At 66.9% G+C, this 19,953-nt stretch carries 14 protein-coding genes and 1 tRNA gene; 7 read left to right on the top strand and 8 right to left on the bottom strand.

The features are described from left to right. Positions 1–150 precede the first annotated feature (150 nt). Both ACZ5V4_RS12410 and ACZ5V4_RS12405 read left to right on the top strand, forming a co-directional pair. Entirely contained in the window at positions 151–2,376 is a 2,226-nt protein-coding gene (locus ACZ5V4_RS12410; protein WP_464315170.1) for a PAS domain-containing protein, read from the top strand. A gap of 49 nt (positions 2,377–2,425) precedes the next feature. Next, a tRNA-Pro gene (locus ACZ5V4_RS12405) sits at positions 2,426–2,502 on the top strand. 138 nt (positions 2,503–2,640) lie between these two features. Here the strand turns inward: ACZ5V4_RS12405 and ACZ5V4_RS12400 are convergent. From ACZ5V4_RS12400 to ACZ5V4_RS12390, 3 genes are all read right to left on the bottom strand, one after another. Then, positions 2,641–5,382, bottom strand: a complete 2,742-nt coding sequence (locus ACZ5V4_RS12400) for a nodulation protein NodZ (RefSeq protein WP_464315169.1) — start codon at positions 5,380–5,382, stop codon at positions 2,641–2,643. Between the two features lie 152 nt (positions 5,383–5,534). Then, on the bottom strand, positions 5,535–6,257 hold the full coding sequence (locus ACZ5V4_RS12395) for a DUF268 domain-containing protein (RefSeq protein WP_464315168.1): 723 nt from the start codon (positions 6,255–6,257) through the stop codon (positions 5,535–5,537). A gap of 378 nt (positions 6,258–6,635) precedes the next feature. Further along, positions 6,636–7,040, bottom strand: a complete 405-nt coding sequence (locus ACZ5V4_RS12390) for a glycyl-radical enzyme activating protein (RefSeq protein WP_464315167.1) — start codon at positions 7,038–7,040, stop codon at positions 6,636–6,638. A gap of 72 nt (positions 7,041–7,112) precedes the next feature. On the opposite strand from ACZ5V4_RS12390, the gene ACZ5V4_RS12385 reads away from it, so the two are divergent. Continuing rightward, entirely contained in the window at positions 7,113–7,712 is a 600-nt protein-coding gene (locus ACZ5V4_RS12385) for an iron-containing alcohol dehydrogenase family protein (RefSeq protein WP_464315166.1), read from the top strand. A gap of 50 nt (positions 7,713–7,762) precedes the next feature. Here the strand turns inward: ACZ5V4_RS12385 and ACZ5V4_RS12380 are convergent, their stop codons facing one another. The 5 genes from ACZ5V4_RS12380 to ACZ5V4_RS12360 all read right to left on the bottom strand — a co-directional run bounded on the left by ACZ5V4_RS12380 (position 7,763) and on the right by ACZ5V4_RS12360 (position 14,184). Then, a complete protein-coding gene (locus tag ACZ5V4_RS12380; protein ID WP_464315165.1) occupies positions 7,763–8,560 on the bottom strand; it encodes an acetolactate decarboxylase in 798 nt (265 codons plus the stop codon). 115 nt (positions 8,561–8,675) lie between these two features. Continuing rightward, entirely contained in the window at positions 8,676–9,986 is a 1,311-nt protein-coding gene (locus ACZ5V4_RS12375; RefSeq protein ID WP_464315164.1) for a radical SAM protein, read from the bottom strand. Between the two features lie 31 nt (positions 9,987–10,017). Then, positions 10,018–11,118 carry an FkbM family methyltransferase gene (locus ACZ5V4_RS12370; RefSeq protein ID WP_464315163.1) on the bottom strand — a complete coding sequence of 367 codons (1,101 nt, stop codon included), beginning with the start codon at positions 11,116–11,118 and terminating at the stop codon, positions 10,018–10,020. A gap of 124 nt (positions 11,119–11,242) precedes the next feature. Further along, a complete protein-coding gene (locus ACZ5V4_RS12365) occupies positions 11,243–13,189 on the bottom strand; it encodes a hypothetical protein (RefSeq protein ID WP_464315162.1) in 1,947 nt (648 codons plus the stop codon). Then, the gene (locus ACZ5V4_RS12360) at positions 13,183–14,184 is read right to left on the bottom strand and encodes a glycosyltransferase family 2 protein (protein WP_464315161.1); all 1,002 of its coding nucleotides are present in this window, start codon (positions 14,182–14,184) and stop codon (positions 13,183–13,185) included. The genes ACZ5V4_RS12365 and ACZ5V4_RS12360 overlap by 7 nt, the downstream gene beginning before the upstream one ends. 214 nt (positions 14,185–14,398) lie before the next feature. Between ACZ5V4_RS12360 and ACZ5V4_RS12355 the strand changes: the two genes are divergently transcribed. The 4 genes from ACZ5V4_RS12355 (at position 14,399) to ACZ5V4_RS12340 (ending at position 19,946) form a co-directional block, all read left to right on the top strand. Then, positions 14,399–15,808: a diguanylate cyclase gene (locus ACZ5V4_RS12355; protein ID WP_464315160.1), complete on the top strand. Its 1,410-nt coding sequence runs from the start codon at positions 14,399–14,401 to the stop codon at positions 15,806–15,808. A gap of 116 nt (positions 15,809–15,924) precedes the next feature. Further along, positions 15,925–17,532, top strand: a complete 1,608-nt coding sequence (locus ACZ5V4_RS12350) for a diguanylate cyclase (RefSeq protein ID WP_464315159.1) — start codon at positions 15,925–15,927, stop codon at positions 17,530–17,532. Positions 17,533–17,545: 13 nt separating this feature from the next. Then, on the top strand, positions 17,546–18,415 hold the full coding sequence (locus ACZ5V4_RS12345; RefSeq protein ID WP_464315158.1) for a B12-binding domain-containing radical SAM protein: 870 nt from the start codon (positions 17,546–17,548) through the stop codon (positions 18,413–18,415). A gap of 154 nt (positions 18,416–18,569) precedes the next feature. Beyond that, entirely contained in the window at positions 18,570–19,946 is a 1,377-nt protein-coding gene (locus ACZ5V4_RS12340) for a flagellar brake protein (RefSeq protein ID WP_464315157.1), read from the top strand. Positions 19,947–19,953 lie beyond the last annotated feature (7 nt).

The raw sequence follows: 19,953 nt of genomic DNA, 5'->3' as shown, positions 1-19,953 counted from the left end.
CGGCCTCACCCGCCCGAATCAGCCCGGAACGCGATTTCCGGCTCCCGCTCATTGACTGGCGATGCAGGAGCGCGCATATGGGAATACAATCCCTTGGGTTGTTTCTAGGCCGGAATGATTGGGATAAGCTTCGATCATGGGGTGCGGTTCTTGAAGAAACACTTCGGCGACCGGTTGCGGACGCTCAGACAGCTGGCCAACCTGACGCAGCTGGAACTGGCGGAGCTGGTCGGCATCTCCGACCGATATCTGGGCCGCATGGAGCGCGGGCTCGTCTCGCCCTCGTTCGATTGTATCGAACGCATCGCCCAGGCCCTGAACACGCGTCCGGCCAACCTGTTCCTGTTCACCCCCGGCCCGGCCGCCACCCCTCCCCCGGGGCACGACCCGCCGGTGAGCAGGACCTTCCTGCATGTAAGCCACCTGGGCGTCTGGGAATACCGGGGCCTTGAGCACCCGTGCAGGCTTTCGCCCTCAATCCGCTCCATGCTGGGCTTCCCGGCCTCGCAGCCCAGGCAGCTCACCCGCAAGCGCCTGCTCGGCCACGTCCTGGAGGAGGACCGCCCGGCGGCCCAGGCCCTGCTCGACTCCCTGGACGCCATGCGCTCCCATCCGCTCACGCCGCTACGCATCATCAGGCGCGACGGCGCGTTGCGCCACGTGCTGCTCATGGCCGAGGCCGCCTCCGGCGAGGGGGGGGTCATGGGCGTGGCCATCGACGTCACGGACCAGCGCCGCTTCGAGGAGCTCCTGGCCGCTTCCAAGGACTCGCTCGAGTTCATGATCCGCGACCGCACGGCGCACCTGGCCTCCACCGTGGCCCGCCTGGAGGGCGAGGCCAGCCTGCGCGCCATGACCGAGCGCTCCCTGCGCCTGGCCGAGCGGGAAAAGGCCTCGATCCTCTCCAGCCTGGACAGCGTGATCATAAAGCAGGTGAACCCGCGCTACGAGGTGATCTGGGCCAACCAGGCCGCCGCCGGCACGAACGGCTCTGCGCTGGAGACCGGCAAGACCTGCCACGCCCAGGTCATGAACAGCGATACGCCGTGCCCCGGCTGCCCCGTGAGCGTGACCCTGGCCAAGGGCCGCCCGGCCAACGGCGAGCTCGAGACCCCGGACGGCCGCCACTGGCTCACGCGCAGCACCCCCGTGTTCGACGACGACGGCCAGATCGCCAGCGTGCTGTTCGTGGGCTTCGACGTCACCGAGCGCGTCAACGCGAGCATCGCCCTGGAGAACGCCATCCAGGAACGCTCCGCCCTGCTCAAGAGCTTCTCGGGCATGACCGTGAAGTTCGTGGACCCCGGGATGCGCGTGGCCTGGGCCTCCAGCGGGGACCCCAACTCCCCGGCGGTCAAGGGCGCGGAGTGCCTGGGCCAGCGCTGCCACAAGGTCTTCCAGGGCCTGGACCAGCCCTGCCCGGGCTGCCCGCTGCCCGAGTCCATGGCCAAGGGCAAGCCCTGGGAGGGCGAGTTCACGGCCCCGTCCGGACGCACCTACGTGGTGCGCTGCAACCCGGTGCGCACCCGCGACGGCGCGGTCAAGGGCGCGGTGCACATGTCCTTCGACATCACCGACCGCAAGCGCACCGAGGAATCCCTGGAGCGCGCGCGACGTTTCCTGGAGCTCCTGCTCGCCTCGTGCTCGGCCGTGCTCTTCACTAGCAAGCCCGGGGAGGACTTCAGCGCCACCTACATTTCCGACAACCTGCGCACGGTCTTCGGCCACGAGCCCGAGGCCTTCGTGGGCAACTACGAGGCCTGGGCCGCGAACCTCTACCCGGGAGAACTCGAGCGCCTGCTCGAGCGCAGGCCCCAACTCCTCGAGAAGGGCAGGCTCGAGCACGAATTCCGCTTCCGGCACGGCAACGGCAGCTGGCGCTGGACGCGGGTGGACTACCGCCTCGTTCGCGACGCGCAGGGCAGGCCCCTGGAGATCGTGGGGTCGTGGTTCGACATCACCGAATCCAAGGCCTGCGAACTGACCCTTAGGGAATCGGAGCAGCGCTACCGCAACCTCTTCCTCTCGAACTGCACGGTGCAACTGCTCATCGACTCGGACTCCGGGGCCATCCTGGACGCCAACCCGACGGCCCAGGCCTTCTACGGCTACCCCTTGGACGCGCTACGCTCCATGAACATCGGCGAGATCAACGTCCTGCCCGAGGACGAACTGCGCGCGGCCCTGGACGAAGCCAAGCTTGGCAGCCGCTGCCTGTTCACGTTCAAGCACCGCCTGGCCAGCGGCGAGGTGCGCGAGGTGGAGTCGCGAGTGTCGGCCATGAGCCACCACGGGCGGACCGTCTTCCACTCCATCATCATCGACGTGACCGGCAAGGGCCGCCCGCCCGCCCGCGAAGAAGACGGACCGGCCTGAACTTTCCTTGCCAGCGGGCCAGGAATTCTCTAGGGAACACATCTCCGGACGGGGCGTAGCGCAGCCTGGCAGCGCACCTGCCTTGGGCGCAGGGAGTCGTGAGTTCAAATCTCGCCGCCCCGACCAAAGAAATCAAGGGGTAGCTCTATTTGAGCTACCCCTTTTCTGTTGGATAACCGGCCTGGACAACCTGTTGGCCGCTCCTCCCCTTTTAAGCCCCGAATATGGGCCGGCCGTGTGACCTGTCCTCGCCGCCTCCGCGCTTCATGCCGGCACTGTTATCAGCCGCTCGGCCTGGAGATTGGAGCAATAGCCGCTGATCCTGGCAAATGAGCTCGGCTGGTAGCGGACAATGGCATTGCAGCGCGAGAGCAAATACATCTCCACCATTGCGTCCACGGCTTTGTCGAAATTGCTCATGCCCGTTATCCTGTGACTGTGCATGTGTTTTTCGCCGTCTGGGTAACGTTTGGGCATCAGCACCAGCTCGTCCTTGAACAGCTCTCCCATCATGCGCTCGACTCGAGGGTTGTCCGTCGCCAGATACACCCGGGCGCCAAGTTCCCTTTTCAAGTCCTCCACCGTCTTGCCCACTTCCTCCAGGGGCATGCGCAGATCGGTCTGCCGGATGTGAACCCCCACCATGGGCGTGGAGAAGTTCTTCTCCACGAAAGCGTCCACCCTGTCCGTCACCACCGGCCTTGGCAGGATGTGCTTCTTCATGAGTTCGCCGCAGACTTCGTCCACACCGAGGCCGGCGAACCGGGGCAAGTGCTCGTGGACATGCCCCAGAGCCTCGTGCAAGGGATCCAGGTTGAAAGACCAGAAGGCGGCTACGGTTTGCTCATAGCGTTTGGTCAGGTCCACCCGGGTCACGTCCATGACCTTGGGATCAAGGTGGTTGATGCCGTACTGCTCCATCAAGGCGTTGGCATACAGCAATTCGCGCCAGAACTCCGGACAAATGTCCTCGGTGCGCGGCATGCGGTAGGAGAAAGGCAGGCCGTCCAGCTTGAAAAGCTTTGGGAAAACGTTCTCCCCGTTGTCGGAATACATGAAGTCTGACCAGTCCACGCAAAGCTTGCGGCCGGTCATCATGCTGTAGACACTGGCGCACATGATTCCCAGGAGCCTGTTGCCCATGCCGCCGGAGGCCTTGACGGCAAGGAAGCGTTCACCGCTGGGGCCGGAGCGTACCGGCATTTTCTCGCAACGGGAGCGCACACCGGAGACCGGGCTTGGCGCGTCCGGGGGATGAACCGTTTCAGGGACGGGCCATGCAGCTGACCGCTCCTGAGCTTTGCGCAAGACCAGTAGGCCCTCATGATGGGCCTGATGGACCATGAGCCCGAGATCACGCGCGGATTCACGCCAGGAGCCGGCAAGCACTTCCCCTCGCGGCGGGATGACGGCCACGATGCCGTTCGCCGTCAGTTTGTCTCTCCAGGCTGCCAGGGTCTCGCGTGCCGTTAGTTGCTCCTGGGCTGCAACCACTGCCATATGAACCGATGCGTCCTTGAAGGCCTCGGGCGCCTCTTTACCCTGAAGCGGTCTGACGAAATCGCCTGCGTGGGCCGCGTCGATGTTTTTCCTGAAATCCGCGAAGGTCTCGCCTGAACCGGGCTCTTTCATCTCCCAATCCTCCACGCAGTAGAGAAGAGATGAGAAGTTCCGCGCCCTGACGAGCCCGTTGGCCAGCATGATGGCCAGAATCCCGGAAGGCGCTCCGGTGCAGGCCACGACGGCGTTCTCCGGCAGCAGCGGCAGCAGATCCAAGGCGCCCAGGAGGCTTTGCAAATCAACGTGCGAGCGGACCGAGTTGACCAGCTCTCCTTCGCCCGGATGAACGGCCGGCTTCACCTTCAAGCCTGATTCGAGCCACAGGTCGCGTTCATCCACGACCATGTTGGCGTAGAATCCCGGCGGGGTGACTATCCGTTGTTCGCCGCCCCCCGATAGCGGGCTCGGTGCCAGGCCGTACCTGGGTTCCGAGGCCATGCGCGCCTCAGTCAAGTGTTTGCGGAGGTACTTCATGCAGAGATCAATCTCATCCTCTGGCTTGAAGTACCGCTCCCACACCTCCCGGGCCTTGCGGCACATGGCTTCCCTCTGTCCACGGTCACGTTTGGCCAGCCACGCGCGAAGAATTTGTCCGGCTTGGCCTGCCTCCGCCTCCGGAATGAATAGGCAGAATTCAGAGTAGTTAATCTCGTCATCGAATGGCGGCCTGTAGGAATCCGACACGTGCACCGGTATGCGTCCCAGGCACATGGTTTCAAAGAATCTGATACTCGAGGAACCCATGCCGCGAGGGCACAAGGTGGTCCAGGATCTCCTCATGGCGTCGAGAAACTGTTCCTCAAGATTACGTGCATTCTCCACGTCGGCCATATGCAGATAGGACGTCTTCTTGCATGCCCAATCCACCGTGTTGGGACACTGAATATGATAGCGCAGTCCCTTCTCTTTAAAAACGCCCTGGATTAGGTTGCAGCGCACTGGCCAGGACAGGGTGCCCATGAAGTTGGTGTCCAGATCGATCGCGTTGAAATTGTAATCCGGGGAATTGCGCAGCACGTGGTGTCCCGGCGGATACGGCATGGCCCTGATATATTGGTCGTCTGCATTGGAGCGATCGGGAGTTGTGGTGAGAATAAGGGCCTGGGTGAACAACGGGTGCCCATGGTCGTGACAGTGAAAAAAGACGTGCTTTCGTTCATATGTGCGGAAAAAGGGAAGTTTGCGGATGAAATAATGAACGGGCATGGCCCTGATGACCTGGATGAAATCATCAAGAATGTAGGGGAAAACAATGTAGTCGGCGTCTTCCGGAGAGGCTACGGACACATATCTTCCTCTTGGGCAATTGAAATCGTTCTCCTTTCCGGCGTACAGAGGGACAAATTTCGGAGCGTCCACGGCCGCGGCCACTCGGAAAGGCAAATCAAAATGTACGCCCTCACGGTAGACGAAGAATCGCAACGGCTGATGCGCATCCATATCCATTCCCCCGCCATGCCGCCTCCGCCAGGACGCAATGGCCGCGTTGTGATGGAAATCCGAAATGCAAACATACCCGACTGCTCGAGCGGCCCCGCGAATCCGTCCCTGGAAGCCGGTGTCCGCCCCCCAAGCGAGGGCCGCAGCGGCCGTACGAATCAGCTGTTTTCCAGCACGAAAACCGGTTGTACGCCACTTCTCCCAGAGACGAGCAACTGCCTGGGATCGAATCCGATACTAGCCAAGGTGCTCCAACCATCGAACATCATTGTCAAACGTAGCAAGCCGTAGACCCGGTGAGCGTTCCATGTGACGGCATCAGTGCCGATCGGCAGGGCCAGATACAGGAGCCCCCCTTTGCGGATGATTCTCTTGGCGGCCTGCATTGCCTTAAGGTCGCCCTCAGGGTCGAGGGGATCGCCGTAACGGCCGAGGCCGTCGTGCTCGAAAGAGGATATGGACAGCCCCACGTCGAAAGGCTCGGGACATTGCGCGAATTGTTCGTAAGTGACCATGCGCACTGATGGATGTTCGGATATGATCGGCCCGTACTCGAAGATTACCACCTCCCGGGCACCGTACGCCAGGCAAATGGATTCATACCAGGGCGTCGCCGAACCGAACACCGCGACCCTCTTTCCGGCAAGTGGGAACAGGGCCAAAGCCTGATAGAGCCAAAGGTCTGTCACCCCGTAATAATGTGTTTCGCCACGCTTGGCCTTTGCCGTCAGGTCTAAAAAAGTTTGCATCGCGTAGTGCCTGGGCTGGCCAATGTCGTACGAATCATCGAAATACCAATCATACACCTTAGCCACGCCATTCATGGTGTAACGGTCCGCCAAGTCCATGGGCATGTTTTTGGGGGGCGTCATTTTCTTCATTGTGAAATCCCGTATTTTTTAAATATGCCAAAAGCAACACATGTCCCAATCTTGAGCCCCTCTGAGGGCAATCCGCGCTCTGCGAGAATGAGAGAACGAAGGAACGAAACATCTTTCCATGGTGACAACCTCCGGCGGCTAACCTTTGGATCACCGTTCTGACATAGTCAATGGCCGGTTTTCCCGAAAACATGTTATCCGATAAAACTTTATCGAAAGATTTCAAAGCACGGGACACTTTGTCCATTTCTCGGGCGCGGGGAGCCGTGAGTTCAAATCTCGCCGCCCCGGCAAGATAAAAAAAGGGTCACGGTTTTTGCCGTGACCCTTTTCATGTTGTTCGACTCGTTTTGCCGCATTCGCCCGGTCACCGGGCGCTCACTTGCCCAAGACCGCCAGCAGCTGGTCCATCCGGTCCGCATCCAACGACACCGCGCCCATGGGCGCTTCCCGGTTCAGGAACGCATATTTCTGCGTTCCCAGGCGGTGATAGGGGAGCAGCTCGTAGTCCACGTTGGCGTGGCCGGAAACCACGCCCGCGATGGCCCTTATGTCCTCGGGGGTATCGTTGAAGCCGGGGATGACGGGCGTGCGCACGTGTATGGGCAGCGACGGGAAATGCTCGGCCAGGAGCTTGAAGTTCTCCAGGATGCGCGTGTTGGGGACTCCGGTGAACTCCTTGTGCTTGGCGCTGTCCATGGACTTGATGTCGAACATGATGGAATCGAGCAGCTCGGCGGCCTGGCGCAGGATCTCCCACGGGGCCTGCCCGCAGGTCTCCATGGAAACGACGAATACCTGATCCCGGACATCGCCATACTCGACGCGCGCTTCACCCGAACGATGCCGCCGTTCGTGACCGCCGCCACGGGCATGGACGTGCTGACCCACGCCATCGAGGCGTATACATGCCTCCGGTCCAACGCCTTCACCACGATCTATGCGGAGCATGCCATCGCCTACGTGTCCCGGTATCTCCCCAGGGCCTACCGGTGCGGCGACGACATGGAGGCCCGCGAGATGATGCTGCTGGCCTCCTGCATGGCGGGCATGGCCTTCAACAACAGCGGGTTGGGGATAACCCACAGCCTGGCCCACAGCCTGGGGGGGCTTTTTCACGTGCCGCATGGGGTGGCCAACGCGGTGCTGCTCCCCTACGTGATACGCTTCAACAGCTTTCATGTGGGGGTGAAGTACCTCGAGATCGCCAAGGCCTTCGGGCTGCCTGCGACAACCGTGGAGGAAGGGACTTCCGGCCTGATCCAGTCGGTGCGCGAACTCAACGAATCCATGGGAATCCCGAACGGCATCCGAAAGCTGGACATCGGCGAGGGGGCGTTCAGGTCGCACATGGACGTGATCGCCAAGAACGTGCTCGAGGACATCTGCACCGGCGGCAATCCGAGACGGCCCTCCCGCGAGGACGTCATCCGGCTTCTCGGGGAGGCGTGGTAGAATCCGCGCCCGTGGACATGTCGGCGTAGGCGAAGCCGGCCCCAGCCCCCCTACTTCCCGGCCCCCTTGCCCACGGTCTCGCCCGGAACCTCCACGGCCTCGAGGCCGAGCGGGTCGCGCGGGTCGCGCGGCGTCTCCATGAGCACCGCCGGCATGGCCATCCACTGCGCCCGCGCCCCCCGCACGGACGCGGCCAGCACGTGCCCGCCCGTGGCGCGATCCTTGTCCACGAAGTGGAAGTGCCAGCCGGGGACAGCAGGCCCGGCCGCCTCCCGAGGGCTGCGGATGCCCACCAGCACGCCCTCGGCGTCCGCAAGGACCTTCGTGTTCTGCTGCTTGAGGGCCTCGGCCAGGCCCGGGTACGGCGGGGAGAAGCCCGGCACGCTGCGGATGGTCAGCGCCGGGAACACGCCGCTCACCCGCGCGGCCGCGAACGAACGCTCCGACGGCAATTTCGAGTCCAGCCACGCGGCCAGGGCCGCGAGGTCCCCAAGGTCCGGGGTGTCGGCCCCCGCGTCCGGGACGAAGAACGCCACCGTGGCGAAGGGCACGGCGGCCTCCCGGGGCGCGACGCTCAGCGCCAGCGAGGCGTCCGCGCGGTAGAACACCCCGTCCAGCACCACCATCTCGCCGTCCAGGCCGCGATAGGTGCCAAGGCCCAAGTCGCCCCTGGCGGCCAGGTCCGCCACGGTGGCCTCGCCCTCGTAGCCTCCCGCCATGAGCGCGGCCAGGCTGGAGTACTGGTAGAGCACGGGCCCGCCCGAGAGGGGCCTCGGGCCCGGGTGAGCGCCGTGGTGGCAGGCGGTGAGAAGAAATGCCAGGACCAGGACGCACGCGGCGTTTCTCATGGGAGGGGCTCCTTTGTCCGCGCGGGCATGAACCTGCTGGGCAGTCCCGGGCCGGAACGGGTTTCGAGGGATACGGAGCGGCGGCGCCGGGGGTTCGGCGCGGCCCCGCCTCGGGCTACCAGGAGTAGCCCTTGAGGATGTTGCACGAGGCGCACTGTGGCAGCGGGGCCGCCCCGGGCCTGAGCGAGTCTCGCAGTTTTTTCGCCGCCGGGCTCTCCCAGACGGAGCGGAAGTCCTCCTCGAAAACGTTGCCGAGGCTGTAGCTTTTGGCGATCTGGCAACAGGGGTGGACCTCCCCGCCGCGCCCCACCTGCACCCATTGGTACGGCATGGGGCAGCGGGACCGCGGCGCGTCGGAGGGCCGGTGGCAGGCCGCCCGCCCGGCGTGCCGATCTTCCGGGCGGGGCGCGGCCACGGGCGTTTCCACGGCCAGCCCGTGGCGCTCCCCGAGTTCGCGCGCACGGGCGAACACGGACGAAACCACGGCCGGGTCGATATTCTCCAGGGTCTGGCCGGGCACGCAGAGCTTCTCCGGGGGCAGCTTGCCCGCAACCGGGAACAGGGCCACGAACTTGACCCCATGGAGCCCGTAACGGGCCGCCAGGGAAACGATTTCCGGCACCTCCGCGATGTTCTCCTTCATGCAGGTGCAGTTGAAAAAGAACTTCGCCTTGGGCGCCAGGCGTTCCCTGACGGCGCGCAGGTTCTCCAGGAATTCGGTCAGCCGCTTGAAGGACTGTCCGCGAATGCGCCGGTACAGCGCCTCGGAGGCCGCCTCGATGCTGATGAGCACCTCGGACACGGCCCCGGTCTTCAGGACGTCCTCCATCACGGCCCGCCTGCCGCTGCTGCCGTTGGTGACGAAGCTCACGGAGCGGAACCCCTGCGAGCCCATGGCCTCCACGTACCCCGGGAGATCCTTGACCAGCGTGATCTCCCCGCCGTCGGTGATCATCAGGTTGGCGAACTGCTCCGGGTCGAAGTGCGACAGGGCCCTGACCAGGTCCGCGAGCGGCATCTGGGACACGGGGCCGCCCTTTTTGGTGTTCTCGCAGTGCAGGCAGGTCAGGTTGCAGGTCTCGGTGATGGGCACCTGGAGCGTGTGCCAGCTCTTCAGGGCGAAGGGCGCGTCGTCGGCCATGGTCAGGTCGTTTCGCTGCGCGTTGCAGGTGAGCACGCGCGCGCCGGTGAGCGAGCCCTCTTCTATCTGCGCCCTGATCTCGGAGGCGTAGGCGCTGCAAAGCACCACCGCCCCGCAGTCCGCGCCGCGAAGCTGCTCCGGGGACAAGACGGGCGCGCCGCCAAACTCGGTTCCCCACCTGGCCGGATCGTTGTCCACGTAGGCCGCCACGCGCCACCCTGTCCCGGCGGCCCTGCGCGCGAACCAGGACGCCATGCCCCCGGTGCCCCAAACGATCACGTCCATGCCCGCTCTCCCCTGCTTGCCCGGATGAGGTTCAGGCCCCGGCCCGCGCCGAGGGCCTCGCGTAGAGCACGGTCTCGGTCTGGATCATGCTGTGCTGCCCCAGGTGGAACACGTAGCCGTGCGGCAGCGCGCTCAAAAACTCCTGGGCCTCCCAGAGGTGCTCCTTGCGGTGGTAGACGGATATCTGCAGCTTGGGCGCGTGGCGCTCTATCGTGCCGCGCGCGCCGCGAAGCATCTCCATCTCCGCGCCCTCGATGTCGGCCTTGATCAGGTCCACGCGTTCAAGCCCCCGCTCCGTGACGAAATCGTCCACGCTCGTGACCTCGATCACCTCGTCGCCCTGGGGGTCCACGCAGCTTCCGCCGGGGCAGACCAGGTCGCGCCTGAAGCGCAGCCTGTCCTTGCCGCTCCAGAGCCCGAGGCCCACCGGGGTGATCGCGCCGTCCAGGCGGTGCTTGCTGAGCGCCGCCTGGAGGCGCTCGAAGTATTCGGCGCACGGCTCGAAGCAGTAGATCCGGCCGCGCCCGCCCATGCGGCGCAAAAACTCCGCGCTGGTCTCGCCGCCGTGGCCGCCCGCGTCCAGCACCACGTCGCCGGGCTCGGGCCGCACCAGGGGGTGCATGTACTGGGGATAGGGCGACAGGCGCAGGTAGCCGTCCTCGCCGTAGGCCCTGGAGAGCAGCACCCAGGAGAACGCCTCCCGGGACTCGTCGTCCGCCAGGCCCCGCAGGCAGGCCTCCAGGCGTCCGGCGTGCTCGTCCAGGAGCTCGGGTTCGAGAAACGCGCTGTAGTGGCGAAAGCAGTAGACCGGTCCGGGATAGCCCATGTCCACGAGCTGGCAAAGGATCTCCGCCTCCCACTGGCTGCAGACCACAAGCGCCCTGGAGCCGGACTCCATGGCGCGCGCCGGGGCCAGCACGGGCACGCCTTCGATGTCCGCGCCCTGCTTGGCCGGGGAGTTGTCGTGGACGGCCGTGACCTCCACGCCTCTTCGCCTGAGCAGGCGCAGGGCGGCCAGCCCGCGCGAGCCCGCCCCGAAGATGGCCGCGCTCGTGAACGGGAACGCCGCCTGGGAGGGGGTGATGACGCGCGAGTCCCGCTCCAGGACGGGCGCTTTCGGGGCAAGGGGCATGAAGGCTCCTGATTTCTCGGATGCTTGGGCGCAACAAAGCATAGCAACAGGGACAATCGGGCGTCCAGGGCATTTCCGGTTCACCCGGGCGCCCCGTCCCTGCGTCCGTGCCCGCGCGGCCCGCCTACTCCAGGCACGCGCCGGGCGAGGGTTTGAAGTGTCCGGCGAAAATCTGGCCGTCCCAGGCCAGATGGATGCCCCCTTCGCTGTTTAAGAACCCCAGGTAGCCGCCGAGCGCGGCGGGCGTGAACCCGTGGGGCGTGAACGACGCCTCGATGGTCACCGTCTCGCCGGGGGCGATGCGCTCGGGCAGGTCCTTCTGGCCCACGAAACGCAGCTCTTCCCCCTGCCTGGCCGAGGCCATCACGATCTTCACCGTGTTGCCGAGCACGGCCCGCTCGCGCACGAACTCCTCGCCGGAGTCGTTGGTCACGCGGATCTTGAAGCTGGCCTTGGAGAGCGGGCAGACCTTGAGCCCCACGGCGTCGGCCTCGAAGCGCAGCCTGCTCCAGTCGAAGGGCCGGTTGCAGCCGGTGACGTCGCCCTCCAGGAGCGCGAAGTTGCCGCGAAGGCGCAGGCTATTGGCCAAGAGCTCGCTCGCGGGCGCGGCAGACTTCACGATCCGCGGCGTGACGCCCGCGAGGGAATAATCCCGCACGCCCTCCGGGGAGGCGTGGAGCGTGCGGTAGCACTGCGCGAGCCCCTTGAGCTCGTTGTCGCTCACGAGGGTGAACGGCGTCAGCATCACCAGCCCCTTGTGCGAGGCGAGAAACGAGGTGAGGTCCTCGTTGACGCCGAAGCGGTACTCGTAGCGCTTGGCCAGCCATTTGTAGCTCAGCATGACCCGCAGGCCGTGGGCGATCTCGGAGTCCGGGTCGATGCGCGGCACGAGGATCACCTCCGGGGGAGAACCTTCGGCGTGCGGCCGGCTGGCCAGGAAGTCGAAGAAGCGCTCCATCCCGCCCTCGGCGGCCTTGTTGAACTTGAGGTGGTAGATCCCGCCCGCCACGGAGCTCGCCCCGGCCACGCAGACCGCGGCCACGGCCGCCGCCTTCCAGGCCCTGCCGCGCGCCCCGGCCGCCAGGCCCAGGGCCGTGCCCAGGGCCGGCAGCATGAAGGCCCACGCTGGCAGGAGGTACCACGGCGAGGTGATGCGCAGGACGAAGAACACGCCCACGTAGACGAGCGCCCCGGCCAGGCAGGCCACGGCCGCCCTCTCCCCGTCCCGGCCCCGCCAGAGCCTGGGCGCGAGCGCGCACAGGACGGCCAGGCCCCCCAGCAAGAGGACGTCGTTCTGGGCGTAGTAGGCGAGGATGTCCGAAAGGGGGAGCTGGCGCCCGGCGGCGTAGGTCTGCGCCCCCTTGTAGCGGTAGGCCAGGAAGTAATAGGCCGCGACGTAGAGCCCGGCGGAAACGAGCAGCGCGCGCGCGAAGCGCCCTTGCACGCCGCCGCGCCCGAAACCGGCCCCGATGACGAGCATGGAGGCCAGCGCGCCCAGGGCCAGGAATCCCGGCTCCTTGTAGTAGAGCGCCAGGTTGCCCGCCGCGAGCGCGGCCCAGAAGCGCCACCCCGCGCGCCTGTCGTCCGGCCCCGGCATGAAATAGAGCGCGGCCAGGAAGAACGTGAGCGAGGTGAGCTCCGGGATGAAGAGCCTGGAGGCGGCCACGAGAAACGCCGGGGTGGTGAGCATGAGCGCGCCCGCCGCGCAGGCCGCGCCGAGCGGGGCCCCGTAGCGGCGCAGCACGCCGAGCGCGAGGCCCGCGCAGGCCAGGAGCTTCAGGGACTGGATGCCGAGAAACAGCGGGGCGCTCATGACCCCGGCCTCGCGCAGGATCAGGAACTCCCGGCCGTTGAGCGGGCAGAACCTGGCCAGCTCGTTGCCCCAGAAGAGCCGCCAGTAGGACCCCAGCAGCGAATGGTTGTAGAAGACGTGGTCGTCGATGAGCCCGAAGGCCGCGTCGTCGAAGACGAGCCAGGCCAGCCACAGGGCCAGGGCCCAGTAGAGGCAGAGGAGCGCGCGCCCGGCCGGGCCGGACGGGGGGGGTACTGGACGCGCCCCGCGTATCAGCACGCGTCCCGCCGGATCTCGCGGCCCTCGCCCTCCCCGGCCCGGCCGCGGACGTCCTCGGGCCGGACGTTCCGCGTGCCCGCCAGCCAGTAGAGCGGGCGCATGCGGCCCTGCTCGTAGATCTTGCTCACGTAGAGGGCGATGATCCACAGGCTGAAGAGCACGAGCCCCGTGAAGAACGTCAAGAGCACCACCAGCGAGGTCCAGCCCGGGATGGTTTCGCCCATGGCGTGCTGGACCAGGGCGTAGGCCAGGTAGAGGAGGCTCGCGCCCCACAGCGCCGCCGCGCAGGTGAGCAGGAACGTCACCGGCGCGCTCGAGCAGCTGATGATGCCCGCCGAGGCCAGGTTGAGCATCTTGCGCAGGGTGTACTTGGTCTCGCCCGCGCAGCGCTCGCCGCAGTCGTAGCTCACCAGGCACTGCCTGAACCCCAGCGAGAAGAAGAGCCCGCGCATGTAGCGGTGCGGCTCGCGGAAGCGGCGCACCACCTCCACCACCCTCTTGGTGATCATGCGGAAGTCGCCGCACTGCGGGGCCACCTCGTCGTGGCTGATGGCGGAGAGCAATTTGTAATAGGCCTTGGCCGTGAGCGCCTTGAAGGCGGACTCGCCCTCGCGGTTCGTGCGCTGGGCGTGCACGATGTCGTAGCCCTCGGCCACCTTGGCCAGCATGTCGTCCACGAGCTCGGGCGGGTGCTGGAGGTCGGCGTCGAGGATGCACACGGCGTCGCCCCGGGCGAAGTCGAGCCCGGCGGTGAGCGCGATCTGGTGGCCCATGTTCCGGGCCAGGTGGACCACCTTGACGCGCTCGTCGCGCGCGGCGAAGGCGTCGAGTTTCACGGCCGTGTCGTCGCGGCTGCCGTCGTTGACGAAGACGAACTCGAAGTCCAGGTGGGGCCGGGCGGCGGCCAAGGCCTCCAGCCGGTCCATCATCATATGGATGCCCTTGGCCTCGTTGTAGCAAGGCAGGACGAAGGAAACCAACATTCTGGGTGTCATCTTGCGCTCCAACCCCACGCGCGGGGCCGGGGTCGAAAGGCCCTGCGCCAGGGCCAGTTCGCCTGGCTCGGGCGGGTGGCGGTTGCTGGTGGAATGCGCCGCGAAGCGGACGAGCGCGACCTTGCCAAATCGGCACGCCGAGTTCAACCGTTTATCCCTGCGCGCCCCGCCACTTCCGCCCGGGGCGCTCCTGGTGTATGGTTCGCGGGCACCCATGCGCATCCCGACCCTAAACCCACTCCCGCTCCCGCGCCTGGCCCAGGCCCTGGCCCTGCTCGCCTTCCTGGCCCTGGCCGCCGCCCCGTGCTCCGCATCCGGGCTCACGGAGGAGGAGAAGGCCTACGTGGAGAAGCTCGGCCCCGTGACGGTCTGCGTGGACCCGGACTGGGTGCCCTTCGAGTGGATCGATGAGGACGGCATCTACCAGGGCATCGCCGCCGACCTCCTGCGCCTGGCCGCCGAGCGCGCCGGGGTGCGCCTGCGCATCGTGCCCACCAAGGACTGGGACGAGAGCCTGGCCGCATCCCGCGAGGGCCGCTGCATGGCGCTCAGCTTCCTCAACCAGTCCCCGCAGCGAGACCAGTGGCTGCTCTTCACCGAGCCCCTGTTCACCGACTCCAACGTGTTCATCACCCGCGAGGAACACGGCTTCATCGACGACCCGGCGGCGCTCATGGGCGAGACCATCGTCTTCCCCAGGGGCACTTCCATGGAGGAGCGCATCCGCAGGGACTACCCGAACCTGAAGGTCGTCGTCACCGAGACCGAGATGGAGGCCCTGAACATGGTCTCGGAGCGCAAGGCGGACATGACCCTGCGCTCGCTGATCATCGCGGCCTACACCATCAGGAAGGAGGGGCTCTTCAACCTGAAGATCGCGGGCAGGCTCCCGGACTACGCCAACAAGCTGCGCATCGGCGTGGTCAGGGCGGAGCCCATGCTGCGCGACGTCCTGAACAAGGGCGTGGCCTCCATCACGGCCCAGGAGCGCGGGCTCATCGTCAACAGGCACGTGTCCATAAACGTCCAGGAGCGCGTGAACGTCCGCCTGGTCCTGGCCGTGTCCGGGGTTTTCGTGGTGGCCGCGGTCATCGGGCTTCTGTGGAACCTCCAGCTCAAGCGCCTGAACCGGGAGCTCGTGGTCACCTCGCGCACCGACCCCCTCACCGGCCTGCCCAACCGCATGCGCATCGACTCGCTCTTCAGGGAGGAGTTCGCCCGGGCCGCGCGCTACGGCAGGCCCCTCTCCATCATCCTCATGGACGTGGACCGCTTCAAGCGCGTCAACGACGAGCTGGGGCACCTCATGGGCGACAAGGTGCTCAAGGAGGTGGCGGGAGTCGCCCGGGCGTCCATCCGGGCCGCCGACTCCGCCGGACGCTGGGGAGGGGAGGAGTTCCTCGTGCTGTGCCCGGAGACCGGCCTGGAGGAGGCCCTGCTCGTGGCCGGGCGCATCCGCTCGACCGTGAAGGCCCACGTGTTCGAGAGCGGCCGGACCCAGACCGTGAGCGCCGGCGTGGCCGCGCTTCGCCCGGGAGACACCGAGGACTCCCTGCTCCAGCGCGCGGACACGGCCCTGTACCAGGCCAAGAACCAGGGGCGCGACCAGGTCCGCTCGTTGTAAGAGCCTCAATTTTTTCCGCCATTTCCGCGCATTGACAGCCGGGGCGAGATGGGAGAGGCATTGGGCGGCGTCCATGTCGTTGCGGGCGTTCACCATTGCCGAAGGATAACGCCAGAATGCTGCTGTCGCCGGCTTGGCCGCTCCGCGCCTATTTCAGGGCCTACGCCCTGCTCTTCACCTTCCTGCCGTGCGCGCTCATGGCGGTGTTCATAGGCTATTACCTCTCGGCCCGGCTCCAGAGCCGCGCCCTGGAGGACATGAGCCGCACGCTCTCCCTCCAGAAGCAGTTCATCGACACCTGGCTGGGCGACCGCCAGCGCGACGTCACGCGCCTGGCCGAGCTGCCCGAGCTGGCGGACCCCAGCCGCGAGCGCGCCACCGAGGCGTTCAGGCGCGCGGTGTCGGTCATGCCCGAGGTCAAGGGCGTGGTGCTCACCGACGAGTCGGGGCGAACCGTGGCGGACACCGTGGCCACGCCCGGGATCGACCTGAGCGACAGGGACTACTTCAAGGAGGGCCGGGAAGGCCGCCCGTTCATCAGCAACGTGGTCACCGGCCGCGCCACCGGGGCGCGCATCATCATCTTCTCCGCGCCCGTGAACGGCCCGGGCGGGCGTTTTTTGGGGGTGGTCTTCGCCACGGTCTCCCTGGACGTGATCGAAAAGGCCGTGGGCGGCCCCACGCTCGAACCCGGCGGCCACACCCTGCTCCTGGACGGGCGGGGCGCGATCATCCGCGCCGAGGGCCAGGACGCGGGCGCGCAGAACGACCCCAAGCCCTCCGAGGTGGACCCCGGCGGCTCGCCCTTCAACTACCTGGCCCAGGACGGCTCCAGGATGATCGCCCTGGCGCGCAGGCTCGACACCACGGGCTGGACCCTGGTGGGCACCGTGCCAGAGGATTCCCTGTCCAAGGCCGTGCGCCCGGCCCTGGCCGTGATCTTCTCCGCGGGGCTTCTCTCCTTCCTGGCCATCATGCCCCTGGCCTTCAGGCTGGCGCGCTCCATCGAGAAGGTGGTGGAGCCCCTGGCCAGCCACGCCAAGGGCCTGGCCCAGGGCCGCTACGACCAGCCCCCCCCTGCGCTGGCGCAAAGCGAGGGCCCCGTGGAGCTGGCCGTGCTGGCCGAAGCCTACGAAACCATGCGCGCCAAGATCATCGAGGACATGCGCCTGCTGGAAACCATGGCCCTGACCGACGAGCTCACGGGCCTGCCCAACCGGCGCTCCCTGATGGAGGAGGGGCCGAGGCTCCTGGAACTGAGCGCCAGGGCGGACAAGCCCTGCTCCTGCCTGATGATCGACGTGGACAACTTCAAGTCCATCAACGACCACTACGGCCACGCCAAGGGCGACGCGGTGCTGGCCGGGGTGGCCCGCGCGCTCAAGGGCCATTCGCGGGCCTCGGACCTGCTGGGCCGCCTGGGCGGCGAGGAGTTCTTGGTCGTCTGCGCCAACACGGGCAAGGGCGAGGCCCGGATGCTCGCGGACAGGCTGCTGGACGGCGTGCGCGCCCACCGGCAGGGCGGCGCGGACAGGCCGGAGGTCACGGTGAGCGTGGGCGTCTCGACCATCCAGGCCTACGCGGGCGACCCGTCGGGCATGTTCGACAAGCTCGTCCAGGCGGCTGACACTTGCATGTACAAGGCCAAGTCCGAAGGGCGAAACCGCGTGGTCTCGGCATGCTGCGACCCCGGCGCGCCCGTCTGCGAAGGGCCCAGGAAATAGGCCTGGAAGAACCGTGCACCACGAAGGCAACATCATCCGCCCGCCCTCGGGAGCCGACAGCATCCTCCTGGAGGTCTGCGTGGGCTGCCCGCGCAACGCCTGCGCCTTTTGCGGGGCATACCAGGCCGACCGCTTCCGGGTGAAGGACGAGGCCACGGTATTCGCGGACATCGACTACGCCGCGCGCAGGCTCACGCGCCAACGCCGGGTGTTCCTGTGTGGCGGGGACGCAATGGTCATGCCCTTTGCCCGTCTGGAGCGCATTCTGTCTCGCCTGCGCGAGGCCATGCCCAGGCTCACCCGCGTGAGCGCCTACGCCAGCGCGGCCAGCATCGCGGCCAAGAGCCCGGATGAACTCGCGCGCCTGCGCGCCATGGGCCTGGCCATGGTGCACATGGGCCTGGAGTCCGGCGACGATTCGGTGCTTTCACGCATGAACAAGGGCGTGACCACGGCGCAGATGCTCGCCGCGGCCCGCAAGGCCCGCGAGGCCGGGATGAAGCTCTCGGTGACGGTGATCGTGGGCCTGGCCGGGACCGAAGGCTGGCGCGAGCACGCCAGGCTCACGGGCGAGGCCCTCACGGCCATGGACCCGGACCACGCGGCCGCCCTGTGCCTGATCCCGGTGCCGGGCACGCCCCTGTGGGAGGACGTTCGAACCGGGCGCTTCACGCTGCACGACGCCCGGGGCATGGCCATGGAGTTGCGCGAGATGCTCGCGCACACGGGCATGACCGGAGGGCTTTTTCTGGCCGACCACGCCTCCAACTACGTGCCGCTCAAGCTCAGGATGCCCAGGGACAGGCAGGCAGGCCTCGCGCTTTTGGACGCGGCCCTGGCGGGCGAGAGGCCCTTCAAGCCGGAACGTGCGCGCGGGCTGTGAGCCCCCGGCCCGGACGGGCGTTTTTTTCGTGTTTCCCGCGCTTTCGCGTGGAACCGCCACGGGTTAGATTCCGAAGGACATGCGGTTTGGGCCATCCGGCCCGGTTCTTACCCCCAAACGTTCCGGCAGGGCGGCCCAGCCGCCCAGGACGGCCATGCGCACCGACGCCTCCCCGAGGAATCCCGGCACGCCCGGGAGCCAGGCCTGCCCGCTCCTCTCACCAGGCCATCCCGTCTCCCTGCAGCTGCCCGGCGACGACCGCACCTTCCGGGGCTGCGTGCTGGGCGTGGTCCCGGGGGAATTCATCATCGTCAGGCTTCCGGCGGCCATGCCCCAGCAGGTGGGGCAGGAGCCCGCCGCGATGCTCGTGCGCCTGGAGGACCAGGGCGTGGTCTACGGCTTCGAGTCCCAGGTGCTCTCGAGCCTGAAGATGCCCTTCCCCGTGGCCTTCCTCTCGTTTCCCCAGGACGTGGAGGTGCGCGTGCTCCGGCGCCACCCGCGCCTCAAGTGCCTGATCCCGGCCGTGATCGAGGGCCGGGGGTTCTCCTGCAGGGGCCACGTCAGCGACCTGAGCCTGGGCGGCTGCCGGGTGGTGGCCGCGCGCGGCGACCTCAAGGGCGCGGCCGGGGCGGGCTTCGGGGAACGCGTGGAGGTCAGCCTGCCGGTGGAGGCCATGCGCATCGAGAAGATCTCCGGCCAGGTGCGCGGGCGAAGCGAGGAAAACGGCTCCATCAGCCTGGGGCTCAGCTTCGAGAACGCCCTGGACGCCTCGCTCACGGCCGGGCAGCTCATGGAGCACCTCAAGGCCGCGGAGGCCATCCGGGCCAAGGCCACACGCAGCGCGCCGCGAAACCCCGGGGCCATCCCGGGCACGGAGCTGCGCGAGGCCACGGCCAGCGTGGGCGGCGCGGACCAGGTGCCGCTTCGCTGCATGGAGCCCATCGACCTCCAGTTCACGGGCAGCCACCTCTTCGAGCGCTCGGCCATCCTGGGCCTGGACGGGCGCGACACGGTCATCGCGGAAATGCCCGTGGCCTCCGGGCTCAAGAACTGCCCCAAGCCCGGCATGGGCCTGCGGGCGCGCTTCGAGTCCGGCGGGGCCTACTTCGGGTTCGTGACCCGGGTGGTCAAGTTCATCACCAGGCCGCGCCCCATGGTCTTCTTCCACTACCCCAGGAAGATCGAGATCCTCATGCGCCGCAAGCACCCCAGGATATCCTGCCTGCTGGCCGCCAGGCTGGTCAACGAGCACTTCGAGTCCTCGGCCTACGTCACGGACATCAGCCTGGGCGGCTGCCGAGTGCTGGCGGGCCTGAACAGCGGCGGCACCATCGTCAACGTGATGACCGGCGACCGCATGGACCTGGCCCTGCACCTGGACGGGCTGAGCGTGGAGCGCGTGCGCGCCCAGGTGAAGAGCTGCGACTACGAGAACGGCTCAGTGGCCATGGGGCTCATCTTCGCACTGGACAAGGCCCAGGCCGCGCGCGTGGGCTCCTTCATCGACAAGGTGGAGCACGCCCCGAGCTGAGCCCTGC

This window comes from Fundidesulfovibrio sp. YSD1 (assembly GCF_055397115.1).
The sequence above is the reverse complement of the archived record's forward strand: the minus strand, read 5'-3'. Positions and strand labels throughout refer to the sequence as shown.

Excerpts from the sequence above, each read along its gene's own strand:
- ACZ5V4_RS12400 (WP_464315169.1), bottom strand. The coding sequence starts at position 5,382 with ATGGATATGGATGCGCATCAGCCGTTGCGATTCTTCGTCTACCGTGAG.
- ACZ5V4_RS12395 (WP_464315168.1), bottom strand. The coding sequence starts at position 6,257 with ATGAAGAAAATGACGCCCCCCAAAAACATGCCCATGGACTTGGCGGAC.
- ACZ5V4_RS12390 (WP_464315167.1), bottom strand. The coding sequence starts at position 7,040 with ATGGAGACCTGCGGGCAGGCCCCGTGGGAGATCCTGCGCCAGGCCGCC.
- ACZ5V4_RS12380 (WP_464315165.1), bottom strand. The coding sequence starts at position 8,560 with ATGAGAAACGCCGCGTGCGTCCTGGTCCTGGCATTTCTTCTCACCGCC.
- ACZ5V4_RS12375 (WP_464315164.1), bottom strand. The coding sequence starts at position 9,986 with ATGGACGTGATCGTTTGGGGCACCGGGGGCATGGCGTCCTGGTTCGCG.
- ACZ5V4_RS12370 (WP_464315163.1), bottom strand. The coding sequence starts at position 11,118 with ATGCCCCTTGCCCCGAAAGCGCCCGTCCTGGAGCGGGACTCGCGCGTC.
- ACZ5V4_RS12360 (WP_464315161.1), bottom strand. The coding sequence starts at position 14,184 with ATGACACCCAGAATGTTGGTTTCCTTCGTCCTGCCTTGCTACAACGAG.
- ACZ5V4_RS12355 (WP_464315160.1), top strand. The coding sequence starts at position 14,399 with ATGCGCATCCCGACCCTAAACCCACTCCCGCTCCCGCGCCTGGCCCAG.
- ACZ5V4_RS12350 (WP_464315159.1), top strand. The coding sequence starts at position 15,925 with ATGCTGCTGTCGCCGGCTTGGCCGCTCCGCGCCTATTTCAGGGCCTAC.
- ACZ5V4_RS12340 (WP_464315157.1), top strand. The coding sequence starts at position 18,570 with ATGCGCACCGACGCCTCCCCGAGGAATCCCGGCACGCCCGGGAGCCAG.